This window comes from Streptomyces siamensis (assembly GCF_039543605.1).
GTDB lineage: Bacteria > Actinomycetota > Actinomycetes > Streptomycetales > Streptomycetaceae > Streptomyces > Streptomyces siamensis.
Genome location: NZ_BAABKB010000074.1, coordinates 22531 through 34806 on the forward strand (window position 1 = coordinate 22531; position 12276 = coordinate 34806).

Annotated in this window: 11 protein-coding genes; 5 read left to right on the forward strand and 6 right to left on the reverse strand. The window is 70.0% G+C overall.

Annotation, left to right across the window (positions count from 1 at the left end):
* Positions 1-94: 94 nt before the first annotated feature.
* A complete protein-coding gene (locus tag ABEB03_RS44360; protein ID WP_345658812.1) occupies positions 95-1069 on the reverse strand; it encodes a LysR substrate-binding domain-containing protein in 975 nt (324 codons plus the stop codon).
* A gap of 159 nt (positions 1070-1228) precedes the next feature.
* On the opposite strand from ABEB03_RS44360, the gene ABEB03_RS44365 reads away from it, so the two are divergent.
* A complete protein-coding gene (locus tag ABEB03_RS44365) occupies positions 1229-1783 on the forward strand; it encodes a peroxiredoxin (RefSeq protein WP_028804634.1) in 555 nt (184 codons plus the stop codon).
* 6 nt (positions 1784-1789) lie between these two features.
* On the forward strand, positions 1790-2323 hold the full coding sequence (locus ABEB03_RS44370; protein ID WP_345658813.1) for an alkyl hydroperoxide reductase: 534 nt from the start codon (positions 1790-1792) through the stop codon (positions 2321-2323).
* 180 nt (positions 2324-2503) lie between these two features.
* Here ABEB03_RS44370 and ABEB03_RS44375 read toward each other — a convergent pair whose 3' ends face one another.
* The 4 genes from ABEB03_RS44375 to ABEB03_RS44390 all read right to left on the reverse strand — a co-directional run bounded on the left by ABEB03_RS44375 (position 2504) and on the right by ABEB03_RS44390 (position 7662).
* On the reverse strand, positions 2504-3961 hold the full coding sequence (locus ABEB03_RS44375; RefSeq protein WP_345658814.1) for an AI-2E family transporter: 1458 nt from the start codon (positions 3959-3961) through the stop codon (positions 2504-2506).
* 144 nt (positions 3962-4105) lie between these two features.
* Positions 4106-4834, reverse strand: a complete 729-nt coding sequence (locus ABEB03_RS44380) for an aggregation-promoting factor C-terminal-like domain-containing protein (RefSeq protein ID WP_345658816.1) — start codon at positions 4832-4834, stop codon at positions 4106-4108.
* A 398-nt stretch (positions 4835-5232) separates the two neighbouring features.
* A complete protein-coding gene (locus ABEB03_RS44385) occupies positions 5233-6558 on the reverse strand; it encodes a PhoH family protein (RefSeq protein WP_345658817.1) in 1326 nt (441 codons plus the stop codon).
* A gap of 330 nt (positions 6559-6888) precedes the next feature.
* On the reverse strand, positions 6889-7662 hold the full coding sequence (locus ABEB03_RS44390; RefSeq protein ID WP_345658818.1) for an isoprenyl transferase: 774 nt from the start codon (positions 7660-7662) through the stop codon (positions 6889-6891).
* 177 nt (positions 7663-7839) lie between these two features.
* Here ABEB03_RS44390 and mgrA point away from each other — a divergent pair, with 177 nt between their 5' ends.
* The 3 genes from mgrA to ABEB03_RS44405 all read left to right on the forward strand — a co-directional run bounded on the left by mgrA (position 7840) and on the right by ABEB03_RS44405 (position 11229).
* Entirely contained in the window at positions 7840-8877 is a 1038-nt protein-coding gene (mgrA, locus tag ABEB03_RS44395; protein WP_345658819.1) for an L-glyceraldehyde 3-phosphate reductase, read from the forward strand.
* A gap of 388 nt (positions 8878-9265) precedes the next feature.
* On the forward strand, positions 9266-9601 hold the full coding sequence (locus tag ABEB03_RS44400) for a DUF192 domain-containing protein (RefSeq protein WP_345658821.1): 336 nt from the start codon (positions 9266-9268) through the stop codon (positions 9599-9601).
* A gap of 458 nt (positions 9602-10059) precedes the next feature.
* A complete protein-coding gene (locus ABEB03_RS44405) occupies positions 10060-11229 on the forward strand; it encodes a winged helix DNA-binding domain-containing protein (protein ID WP_345658822.1) in 1170 nt (389 codons plus the stop codon).
* Positions 11230-11232: 3 nt separating this feature from the next.
* On the opposite strand, the gene ABEB03_RS44410 is transcribed toward ABEB03_RS44405, so the two are convergent.
* Complete coding sequence (locus tag ABEB03_RS44410) at positions 11233-12003, reverse strand: class I SAM-dependent methyltransferase (protein WP_425589391.1); 771 nt, start codon at positions 12001-12003, stop codon at positions 11233-11235.
* Positions 12004-12276 lie beyond the last annotated feature (273 nt).

Here is a 12276-nt window from a genome sequence, read left to right on the forward strand (position 1 = left end):
TCTCAGCGAGAGTCGCACTACCTGACGGAAGTTGAAGTATCCCGTCCCTCAATAGCCTTCATCGGTCGTCCGGTTGACCGACTCTGCACCGCCGTCAGGCGTCCGCGCCCAGCACCCGGACGGGCAGCGGGCACAGCGCTTCGCGCAGTGCCGCCGCGAGTTCCTCGTACTCCGTGCCCCGTGCGGCGCCCGCCCGCATGGCGAGGGCGATACGACGGGTCGGCGCCGGATCGGCGAAGTATCCGGTGAGCAGCTGGTTGCTGCGGGTCGTCTCGACCTTGACGGCGGTGCGCGGCAGCAGCGTCACGCCGAGGCCGCCGGCGACGAGCTGGACGAGCGTGGAGAGTCCGGCGGCGGTGGTGGTGACGGGAGCGTCGGCCCGGCCGGCCTCACGGCAGATGTCGAGGGCCTGGTCGCGCAGGCAGTGACCTTCGTCGAGCAGCAGGAGGTTGAGTTCGCGCAGCGCTTCGCGGGGGATGCCCTCCCGGCCGCCCAGCCAGTGGTCCAGCGGGGTGACCAGGACGAAGTCCTCGTCGAACAGCGGGAGTTCGACCACTCCGGGCACGCCGAGCGGCACGGCGAGCAGCAGCAGGTCGAGCCGGCCGACCGCGAGGCCCTCCAGCAGGCTCGAGGTCTGCTCCTCGTGGACCTGGAGGTCGAGGTCGGGGTAGCGGTCGTGGACGAGCCTGAGGACGGTGGGCAGGAGGTAGGGCGCGACGGTGGGGATGACGCCGAGACGCAGGGCCCCGGTGAACGGCGCCCGCACCGCCTCGGCCTCCTCCAGCAGCGCCCCGACCTCGTCGAGCACGGCCTTCGCCCGTACGGCGAGGCGTTCACCGGCGGGCGAGAGGAGCACCTTGCGCGTCGTACGCTCCAGCAGCGTCACGCCGAGGGTCTCCTCCAGCACCGAGACCGCGCCGGACAGGGCGGGCTGGCTCATGCCGATCGCTGCGGCGGCATCACGGAAGTGCAGGTGCTCGGCCACGGCGGCGAAGGCGCGCAGCTGGGCGAGACTGGGCTGGCGGCGCCCGTTCCCCTTGGGGCCCGTCTTGCCGATGGGGCTCGCCATGCCCGTACCTCTTCACTCGTAGTCACTGATAGCTGTTGCCGATCAACCTGACCGAGTGTAGCTATTTCCGCAATCAATGCAGCCTGTGCCAACATCAGCTTCGTCCAACCCATGGGAAACGCCCTCAAAAGGGGTCTTTCCTCGCTGCAAGGAGAGCGTGTGCTCACTGTCGGTGACAAGTTCCCCGAGTTCGACCTGACTGCCTGTGTCTCGCTGGAGAAGGGCAAGGAGTTCGAGCAGATCAACCACAAGACCTACGAGGGCCAGTGGAAGATCGTCTTTGCGTGGCCCAAGGACTTCACCTTCGTGTGCCCGACCGAGATCGCGGCCTTCGGCAAGCTGAACGACGAGTTCGCCGACCGTGACGCCCAGGTCCTCGGCTTCTCCGGCGACTCCGAGTTCGTGCACCACGCCTGGCGCAAGGACCACGACGACCTGCGCGACCTGCCCTTCCCGATGATGGCCGACTCGAAGCACGAGCTCATGCGTGACCTCGGCATCGAGGGCGAGGACGGCTTCGCCAAGCGTGCCGTGTTCATCGTCGACCAGAACAACGAGATCCAGTTCTCCATGGTGACCGCCGGTTCCGTCGGCCGTAACCCCAAGGAGGTCCTGCGGGTCCTGGACGCCCTGCAGACCGACGAGCTGTGCCCGTGCAACTGGACCAAGGGCGAGAACACCCTCGACCCGGTCGCGCTGCTGGCCGGTGAGTGACCTTTCATGGCCCTCGACGAACTGAAGTCCGCCCTGCCGGACTACGCCAAGGACCTGCGCCTGAACCTGGGCTCGGTCATCGGCAACAGCGACCTTCCGCAGCAGCAGCTGTGGGGCACCGTGCTCGCCTGCGCCATCGCGTCGCGGTCCCCGCGGGTGCTGCGTGAGCTGGAGCCCGAGGCGAAGGCCCAGATGTCGCCGGAGGCGTACACGGCCGCCAAGGCCGCGGCCGCCGTCATGGCGATGAACAACGTCTTCTACCGGACGCGGCACCTGCTCTCCGACCCGGAGTACGGGACGCTGCGGGCCGGGCTGCGGATGAACGTCATCGGCAACCCCGGTGTCGAGAAGGTCGACTTCGAGCTCTGGTCGCTCGCCGTGTCCGCCGTGAACGGCTGCGGGCAGTGCCTCGACTCGCACGAGCAGGTGCTCCGCAAGGCCGGTGTCGACCGGGAGACCATCCAGGAAGCGTTCAAGATCGCTGCGGTGCTTCAGGCCGTCGCCACGACGCTGGACGCCGAGGCGGTCCTCGCCGGCTGATCCTCCGGGTCCTCCCTTTGCCCCGTCCACCGTCCCCGGTGGGCGGGGCGAGGTGTTTTCGCTCCCTCCGCCCCTACCCGTCCCTTGTCCCTGGGGTCTCCGCCCCCAGACCCCCGGATCGACCTGACGGCCTCGTCCTCAACCGCCGGACGGGCTCGACCAGCTCCCCTTTGGGATCCGCTACGGCGTCGAGGAACTCGTGGAGGCCGCGTCCAGCGCGGTGGCGCCCCGCGGCTCCGGGGCATGGCGGCGGGACGCCTCCTGGGCGTACGAACGCAGGTACACCACCACGGTGTTGGTGACCGCGACGAGCGGCACCGCGACCACCGCTCCGCCGATCCCGGCGACCATGCCGCCCGCGGCGACGGACAGCACCACGGCCAGCGGATGCACCCGTACCGCCCGGCCGAGGATGAACGGCTGGAGGATGTGTCCCTCGATCTGCTGCACGGCGAGCACGACGACCAGCGTCATGACCGCGGTGAAGACACCCTGCGTCACCAGGGCCACGACGACCGCCAGCGCACCGGAGATCACCGCGCCCACGAGCGGGATGAACGCGCCGAGGAAGATGAACACGGCGAGCGGCACGGCCATCGGCACGTCGAGGAAGTAGATGCCGAGGCCGATGAAGATGGCGTCGATCAGCGCGACGATCACCGTGCCGCGGACGTACGCCGTCAGGGTGCGCCACGCCCGCGGGCCCGCTCCCGCGACACCGGGCCGGGCGGCGGCCGGGACGAGCTTGAGCGTCCACTGCCAGATGCGCTTGCCGTCGTAGAGGAGGAAGAGGGTCGAGAACATCGTCAGGAGGATGCCGGTGAGGGCCTCGACGATGACGGTCACGCCTTCGAGGCCCGCCGAGGTGATCTGGTCGGTGTTCGCGCCGACCGCCTCGCGCAGGTTCTTCGCGATCTCGTTGATCTGCTTGTCCGTCACGTGGAACGGGCTGTTGAGGAGCCACTTGCGCAACTCGTCGATGCCGTCCTGGATCTGGTCGGAGAGGTTGTCGATGTTCTCCTGGACCTGCCAGACCACGAACCAGCCGACCAGCCCCATGATGACGAAGCCGAGGATCGCGGTGAGCGCGGTGGCCAGTCCGCGCGGCACCCCGACGCGCTTGAGGCGGGCCACGGTCGGCTGGAGCAGCGCGGTGATGAGCAGCGCCGCCACGAAGGCCAGGACCACGAGCTGTACGGCACTGATGACCCGCATCAGCACCCAGACGGTGCCCGCGAGCACGAGCAGCCGCCAGCCGGCCTCGGCCGCGACCCGCACCCCCCACGGCACGGCCAGCGCCGGGTCGGGCCGTCCGGCCGCCACGGGACCGTACGCGATCGGGGCGGGTCCGGAGGGAGCGGTGGTGTCGCCGCCGGTGGGGCCGTGCCCGGCGCCGTCGGCGGGGCGGTGGTCCTCAGGGGCGGTCACCGGGTGGTCGCCGGTCGCGGACCCGGAGGTCCGGGATCCGGGCTGCGCGTCCTCGGGGGCTCTTCTCCCATGCGGGACTTCCGGTCCGTCCTCCGCGGACAGGGAGCCCTGGGACTCCTTCTCCACTTCGGCGCGGCGTTCGTCCAACCGCTCCCCCAGCTCGGACAGTCCGGCGCCCAGCCGGCCGAGCCACCCTGGCACTCGCGACATGATCCGTCCTCTTCCCCCGTTGCGCCCCACCACTCCCCCCTGGAGTCGTCGGCTCCGACCGTACATGGCCGAAGCCCCTCCCCCTAGGACGGGGAGGGGCTTCGCAAGGTTGAGCGGTCGAGCGGCCGACGTGCGGCCCGGTGCTCAGTACCAGTTGTTCGCCTGCCAGAACGACCAGGCCTCACAGGGGCTGCCGTAGCGGCTGTCCATGTAGTTGAGGCCCCACTTGATCTGGGTGGCCGGGTTCGTCTGCCAGTCGGAACCGACCGACGACATCTTGGAGCCGGGCAGTGCCTGGAAGAGGCCGTAGGCGCCGGAGGAGGCGTTGACCGCCTTGTAGTTCCAGCTGGACTCGTGGTCCACGATGTTGCTGAAGCACTGGAACTGGCCGGACGGCACCATCTGGCGTGCCATCGCCTGGATCTGCGCAACGGTGTACGAGCTCTGGACGGAGAAGCTGGAGGCGTCACGCGTCGCGGAGCGGCTGGCCGCTTCCTGCGCCGCCTTGCGCTCCTTGGCTTCCTTCTCCGCCTTCTCCGCCGCCTTCTCCGCTGCCTGCTGCTTCGCGACGGCGTCCTCGGCGGCCTGCTTGCGGGCAGCCTCCTCGGCGTCCTTCTTGGCGCTCGCGTCGGCGGCGATCGCCTGCGCGTCGGCCTGCTGCGTCAGCGATGCGGTCTGCACCTGGGCCTGCTGGCCCGCGGGTATGTCCGCGAGGAGGGTCGAGTCGCTTGCCGTCGCCTCGGCGTCGTTCGAGGGCTGAGCGGTGCTGCCCGAGGCAACTCCGACGACGCTTCCGACAGCGGTGACCGCGGTGGCCGAGGCCACTGCGAATCCCCGGACCGAAATCCGGCTCACACGGTTTCCTTCCAGCATCGCCCGCTTAGGTGACCCTCGCGGACGCAATCGTGCCCCTTGGCGCTGGCCTCCCAACTGCGGGGTCACGGGAGGCACGGGCCCGGTGGGCAACTCCCGCGAGGGGAGTGCCGCGTGGTGCGCGGGCGGCATACGACGGCTCTATGGAGTTCTGAGGTTCCTGTTGTGCCGTACCGCTGGGGGTACAGGTGTGTCGTATGCGGGGCCTGACAGGAGTGAGACTCTGCCGTAACCCGACGCCGCAAGGCAATTCTGTGTTGCGTGTGAAAGCTCACACCTCGTTTGCCCCAGAAGTTTTACGGAAACGAGCACACGCCAAGACGCCGCCCGGCTAGGCTCTTCACCTTTGCCGGACGGCGCCAACTACCGTGTATCCGCCACCCTTTGAACAGGTGGGGTCAGATCTGCCCGTCCTCCAGCATTTCGGTCACAAGGGCGGCAATCTGGGACCTCTCGGACCGATTGAGGGTGACATGCGCGAAGAGCGGATGCCCCTTCAACTTCTCCACGACGGCGACGACTCCGTCGTACCGGCCGACACGCAGATTGTCCCTCTGTGCCACGTCATGGGTGAGAACAACCCGGGAATTCGCCCCGATCCGTGACAGCACGGTCAGCAGGACGTTCCGTTCCAGGGACTGGGCCTCGTCCACGATCACGAAGGCGTCGTGGAGGGAGCGGCCCCGGATGTGGGTGAGCGGCAGGACCTCCAGCATGCCGCGCGCCGTGACCTCTTCGATGACCTCGCGGCTGGTGACCGCGGAGAGCGTGTCGAAGACCGCCTGCGCCCAGGGGCCCATCTTCTCGGACTCGGAGCCGGGCAGATAGCCGAGCTCCTGCCCGCCGACCGCGTACAGCGGGCGGAAGACCATCACCTTCTGGTGCTGGCGCCGCTCCAGGACGGCCTCCAGGCCCGCGCAGAGCGCGAGCGCGGACTTGCCGGTGCCGGCCCGGCCGCCCATGGACACGATCCCCACCTCGGGGTCGAGCAGCAGGTCGAGCGCGATGCGCTGCTCGGCGCTGCGGCCCTTGATGCCGAAGGCCTCCCGGTCGCCGCGTACCAGCCGGACGTTGCCCTCGGAGGTGACACGGCCGAGGGCCTTGCCGCGCTCCGACTGGATCGTCAGGCCCGTGTGGACGGGCAGGTCGGCCGCTTCGGGCACGTACGCGTGGCCCTCTTCGAAGAGGATGTCCACCTGCTCGCCGGACAGGGTCAGTTCGGACATTCCGGTCCAGCCGGACGAGCCCGTGATGGCGAGTTCCGCGCGGTACTCCTCGGCGAGGAGACCGACGGAGGACGCCTTGATCCTGAGCGGCAGGTCCTTCGAGACGACGGTGACGTCGTACCCCTCGGCCTGCAGGTTGCGGGCGACCGCGAGGATGCGGGAGTCGTTGTCCCCCAGGCGGTACCCGCTGGGCAGGACGCTGGGGTCCGAGTGGTTGAGCTCGACGCGTACGGTCCCGCCGAGGTCCCCGATCGGGATGGGGGAGTCGAGGCGGCCGTGCCGTACCCGGAACTCGTCGAGCAGGCGGAGGGCCTGCCGGGCGAAGTAGCCGAGTTCGGGATGGTGCCGCTTGGCCTCCAGCTCCGTGACCACGACGATCGGAAGCACGACCTCGTGCTCGTCGAAGCGGCTCAGGGCGCTCGGGTCGGCCAGCAGGACGCTGGTGTCGAGAACATAGGTGCGCCGGTCTGGCTTGTGGCGCTTTGTGCTGGTCACCACGGAAGGACGTACCCCCTCGGATGAGGTCGGGGAGCGACGAAGGAGATCTGGACCGGTCTCGGGCACCGATGCGCGGGCCGAAAACCGGCCCTCCACTTCGTCCGTACTGACCGCACGGTCGGGCTGGTGCAAAGGGCCTCCCGGGCGGACGGCCCCGTGCCGTCCGCTGAGACACGACACCCGTGGTTCGGGCATCGACCTGGAAGGCTTATGCCCTTTAACGAGCCACGCCATGCCACGGCATATGACGGCGCGTTCGTTAACTCCAGATGACGTGCGTCCCGTCCCGCGGTCCGGGACGTCCTCCACCGGCCGTGGGACCGGCCACGATCAGCCGCCGTACCGCCGGTGACGGGCGGCGTAGTCGCGCAGGGCACGCAGGAAGTCGACCTTGCGGAAGGCCGGCCAGAAGACTTCGCAGAAGTAGTACTCGGAGTGGGCGGTCTGCCAGAGCATGAATCCGGACAGCCGCTGCTCGCCGCTCGTGCGGATCACCAGGTCCGGATCCGGCTGGGCCCCGGTGTAGAGGTGCTTGCCGATGGCGTCGACGTCGACGGCGTCGGCGAGGTCCTCCATCGAGGTGCCCTTGTCGGCGGCGTCGAGGATCATCGAGCGCACGGCGTCGGCGATCTCCTGGCGGCCGCCGTACCCGATGGCGACGTTGACGAGTATCCCGTCGACGTGCGCGGTGGACTCCTCGGCCTCCTTGAGGACGGTCTGCATCTGCGGGGGCAGCAGGTCGAGCGTGCCCACGTGGTGCACGCGCCAGCGGCCGTCGGCGGCGAGAGTGCGGACGACTCCCTCGATGATGCCGAGCAGCGGGACGAGCTCCTCCTGCGGACGGTCGAAGTTGTCCGTGGACAGCAGCCACAGGGTGACGACCTCGACGTCGGTCTCGGAGCACCAGCCGAGGAACTCCTCGATCTTGTCCGCTCCGGCCCGGTGTCCCTGCGCGGTCGTGGAACCCGCCGCCTTGGCCCAGCGCCGGTTGCCGTCCATGATGACGCCGATGTGCTTGGGCACCTGGTCGTGGTCGAGGTGGCCTTCCACCCTGCGTGCATAGAACCTGACCAGCAGACGGCGCAGGTTTTCGCGCAGGTTCACGTGTTGTCAGCCCCTCCGTGTGGAAGTGACAGGTGCGCGGCTCGGCGCAAGCCCTGTCCATATGGCGGTCCCCGTCGGCGAAGCCTACCCCCGGAGCACGCCTGCCCGGGGAGCACCCCCGGGCGCCCGGCCGGGCCGTCACCCGGGGCGCCGTCGGCCTGTCGTAGTTTCGTATGCATGAACGACATGTCTGCATACCGCGCCGCAACGGAGCGGTACGACTCGATGGAATACCGCCGTACGGGGCACAGCGGCCTCAAGCTGCCCGCCGTCTCGCTGGGCCTGTGGCACAACTTCGGCGACGACCGTTCGCTCGGTTCCCAGCGCGCGATCCTGCGCCGCGCGTTCGACCTGGGCGTCACCCACTTCGACCTGGCCAACAACTACGGTCCGCCGCCCGGTTCCGCCGAGCTCAACTTCGGCAAGCTGCTCCGCCAGGACTTCGCGCCGTACCGTGACGAGCTGATCATCTCCACCAAGGCGGGCTACCTCATGCACCCCGGGCCGTACGGCGAGTGGGGTTCGCGCAAGTACCTGCTGTCCTCCCTGGACGCCTCGCTGAAGCGGATGGGCGTGGACTACGTCGACATCTTCTACTCGCACCGCTTCGATCCGGACACCCCGCTGGAGGAGACGATGGGCGCGCTCGCGTCCGCCGTGCAGCAGGGCAAGGCGCTGTACGTGGGCGTGTCGTCGTACACCGCCGAGCAGACCGCCGAAGCGGCCCGCATCCTCACCGGGATGGGCGTCCGCCCGCTCATCCACCAGCCCTCGTACTCGATGATCAACCGCTGGACCGAGGACGACGGCCTGCTCGACACGCTGGAGGACGCCGGCATGGGCTGCATCTCCTTCGTGCCGCTGGCGCAGGGCCTGCTGACGGGCAAGTACCTCAAGGGGATCCCGGAGGGCTCGCGCGCCACGCAGGGCAAGTCGCTGGACCCGAACCTCCTCAGCGACGAGGTGGTCCGCCGGCTGAACGGGCTGAACGACATCGCGGCCCGCCGCGGCCAGTCCCTCGCCCAGCTCGCGCTCGCCTGGGTGCTGCGCGACGAGCGGATGACCTCGGCCCTCATCGGCGCGTCCAGCGTGGCGCAGCTGGAGGAGAACGTGGCGGCGCTGGCCGCCCCGAAGCTGACGGACGAGGAGCTGAAGGAGATCGACACGTTCGCCGTGTCGACGCCGGGGACGAACATCTGGGCCGGTCGGCGCTGAGTCACCGCCGCCGGCGCGTACGGCGGCAGGGGCGCACGGGGGGCGCCCGCCGGGCCGCCGGCCGCGGGCATGAAAAACGGGCCGGTCCGTGGGGGGGAGACGGACCGGCCCGAGGGGGGGTTTCCACCATAACCCTTCGTAAGTGATGCTGCGTGCATCGGCGTGCCACAACTACTCTCCGAAACCGTCCGGCGACGCCACGGTGGGGGCGGAATCTCTGATTCAGGGCCTGATCATGGCCGAATCGCAACTGATTCCAAGGGATTCGCGAAGAATCCGAGAAGATCCGATGGGCACACCCCCGGCCGCACCGACCCGCCGCGACGTAGTCCACGCGGGTGACGGACGCTCCGCCCGTGCGCTTGACGCGGCCGCTAGCTTCGCACCCATGGCCACCTTCACGACGGAGCGGACGACCGGACCGGTGCCGCTCGAACTCGCCCTGTCGGCGCGCGCCCGACGCCGGGGACTGCTCGGTCGCGACGGGATCGAGGGCGCACTGCTGTTGAGTCCGGCGAGCTCGGTGCACACGTTCGGGATGCGGTTCGCGATCGATGTCGCCTATCTGGACCGCGACTCCCGGGTCCTCGCGGTGCGCACGATGCCTCCGGGTCGCGTGGGCCTGCCCCGGCCACGGGCCCGGCACGTCCTGGAGGCGGAGGCCGGGGCGATGCAACGGTGGGGCGTACGGCCCGGGGCACGGGTCACGGTGCGGCACCCCTGACCGCGCGTCAGAAATGCAGGCAGCACCGCGCAGCCCCCTCCTCTGCGCGGTGCCACACGCGCAGCTTTGCTCACGCGAATTACCTTGGTCTGAACTTACGTGAGGCGAACATCCGAAGCGAGCCACCCTCGATAACGATGTGGAAACCCTGTGCCGGTTGTGTGTCGCTGCTCGGAACATCCGACATATGGACGCCCATCTCACGCACCCGACGCCGCATGGGGATGTTTTCGGTCAATCAACTCACCCATGCGCCGATCACCCCATTCCCCCAGCGGCAGCAGCGTGCAGCGCCCACAGGATCATCGGCTTCCACTTGCCCCCACGACGTCCACGGCGGCATCGAGACCGCAGGTGTAGGGGCCCTTGCCCTTCGACACGGTCAACTCCTCGGCGGATTCGCCGCCTTCGACGGAAGCGGACAGAATCTGGCCTCTTTCCCGCCTAGCGTCGTCCGCATGACCTTGAGGATCACATGGGACGAGGCGAGCGCGCGGCGAATGGAGCGGCAGTTCCTGGCCGTTCCCGCGATGGCCGGGACACCGCTCGCGGGGGTGGTCGGCGCGATGCTCGGCGCACACGCGCAGATCCTGTCGGCGGCGGAGATGTCGGTCGGCGTGCGCGCGGACGGGGTGACGCGGGCGGACGTGCGCACGGCGCTGTGGGAGGACCGGTCGCTGGTGAAGACGTTCGGTCCGCGCGGCACCCTGCATCTACTGCCGACCGCTGAACTGCCTGTCTGGACGGCCGCGTTGACCGCGATCCCCACCGGTCCGAGCGTGTTCGCACCCGCCGTCCGGCTGACCGCGGCGCAGGCGGACGAGGTCGTCGCGGCGATCGGCGACGCCCTCGACGGCGCCCGCCTCACCGTCGACGAGCTGAGCGAGGAGGTCGTACGGCGCACCGGACCCTGGGCCGGCGACCTCGTGATGCCCGCCTTCCAGGGGATGTGGCCGCGCTGGCGACAGGTGATGCACCGGGCGGGCCAGCGGGGCGCGCTGTGCCTCGGCCCGAACAGGGGCCGCAAGGCCACCTACACCAGGCCGCCGCACTTCACGCCGCTCGACACGGACGAGACGGCCGCCCGCGCACAGGGGATCGCCCGGCTCGTCCACCGCTATCTGACCGCGTACGGACCCGCGACCCCGGCGCACTTCGCCAAGTGGGCTGCCGCACCGCGCGGTTGGGCCGGCGAGCTGTTCGCCTCGCTGGCCGCGAGCGGGAAGATCGAGGAGGTCGACTTCCTGGGCGGCCCGGCGTGGGTCGTGGCGGGCGACACGGAGTTCCCGCAGGAGCCGGTGCGCGGGGTGCGACTGCTGCCGTACTTCGACGCGTACGGCATCGCGGTCCAGCCGCGCGAGGTGCTGTTCCCCGGGGCGGCGTATCGACGCGCCCTTGCCCGCGGCCAGGCCGGCAACCATCCCGTCCTGCTCGTCGACGGCGTGGTCGCCGGCGTCTGGCACCAGAAGCGCCAGGGCCGGCGCACCACGGTCACGGTCGAGCCGCTGGGGCGGCTGACGGCCGCCGCCGAGCGGGAGCTCGCCGAGCGCGTGGAGCGGATCGGCGAGGTCCTGGAGGCGACGCCGGAACTGGTGGTCGGAACGGTGACCGCGGGACCGCACGCCTGACCCCTACGCCGGCTTGCGGGCCTCGATCAGGAAGCGGGCGCTGTGGGTGACGAACGGGCCCTCCACCTGGATCCGCTCGTGCAGCGAGCGCAGCAGGGGCCGGTACGCGTCGACGGTGAAGCCGGGGACCATCCAGATCACCTTGCGCAGGAAGTGGACGACGGCCCCGATGTCGAAGAACTCGATGCGCAGCCGTTCCGCCCGCAGGTCCACCACGTCGAGCCCGGCGGCCTCGGCGGCGGCCCGGGCACGCTCCGGGTCACGGGCGTTCTTCCGCTCCTCCGGCTGCGGTCCGAGGAAGTACTCGACGATTTCCACGGCGCTCGCGGGGCCGATCTGCTGGGAGAAGTAGGTGCCTCCGGGGCGCAGGACCCGGGCGATCTCCGCCCAGTGCGTGTCCACGGGATGACGGCTGGTGACCAGGTCGAAGGCCTCGGCCGCGAACGGGAGCGGCGCCTCCTCCGGGGAGGCGACGACCACCGCGCCGCGCGGGTGCAGCAGGGCGGTGGCCCGGGCGACGTTCGGCGGCCAGCCCTCGGTCGCCACCATGAGCGGCGGCAACTGCGGTGCGGAGTCGAGGACTTCACCGCCGCCGGTCTGGATGTCCAGCGCCGCCCTCGCGCCGGCCAGTCGCTCCCCCATCGCCTTCGCGTACCCCCACGAGGGCCGCTCCTCCGTGGCCCGGCCCTCGAACCAGGAGAAGTCCCAGCCGTCGACGGAGACGGCTGCGGCCTCGGCGACCAGGTCCTCGAAGGTGCGGCTGCTGTTGTCCATGGCGGGCATCCTCCCAGCGGCCGCATGCCGGAGCGACGCGTTTTCCCCGGCGGCGCTGTCGGTGGCCGCTGCCGCCTTCCGGGCATGACGACGAACCCGGGAACCGTCCAGGAGCCGTACACCGGCGGTGCAAAGACGGCACGGCACGCCGGGCACATGGACGTCGTACGGGAGCTCATCGACGGGGCGACGGGCGACCACCGGCCCTGGTGGGACGGGCCGGGAGCCGACGCCCTGCCCGGGACCGCCCCACCCGCGCCCCGACGGGGGCTC

Excerpts from the sequence above, each read along its gene's own strand:
- ABEB03_RS44360 (WP_345658812.1), bottom strand. The coding sequence starts at position 1,069 with ATGGCGAGCCCCATCGGCAAGACGGGCCCCAAGGGGAACGGGCGCCGC.
- ABEB03_RS44370 (WP_345658813.1), top strand. The coding sequence starts at position 1,790 with ATGGCCCTCGACGAACTGAAGTCCGCCCTGCCGGACTACGCCAAGGAC.
- ABEB03_RS44375 (WP_345658814.1), bottom strand. The coding sequence starts at position 3,961 with ATGTCGCGAGTGCCAGGGTGGCTCGGCCGGCTGGGCGCCGGACTGTCC.
- ABEB03_RS44380 (WP_345658816.1), bottom strand. The coding sequence starts at position 4,834 with ATGCTGGAAGGAAACCGTGTGAGCCGGATTTCGGTCCGGGGATTCGCA.
- mgrA (WP_345658819.1), top strand. The coding sequence starts at position 7,840 with ATGAACGACATGTCTGCATACCGCGCCGCAACGGAGCGGTACGACTCG.
- ABEB03_RS44400 (WP_345658821.1), top strand. The coding sequence starts at position 9,266 with ATGGCCACCTTCACGACGGAGCGGACGACCGGACCGGTGCCGCTCGAA.
- ABEB03_RS44405 (WP_345658822.1), top strand. The coding sequence starts at position 10,060 with ATGACCTTGAGGATCACATGGGACGAGGCGAGCGCGCGGCGAATGGAG.
- ABEB03_RS44410 (WP_425589391.1), bottom strand. The coding sequence starts at position 12,003 with ATGGACAACAGCAGCCGCACCTTCGAGGACCTGGTCGCCGAGGCCGCA.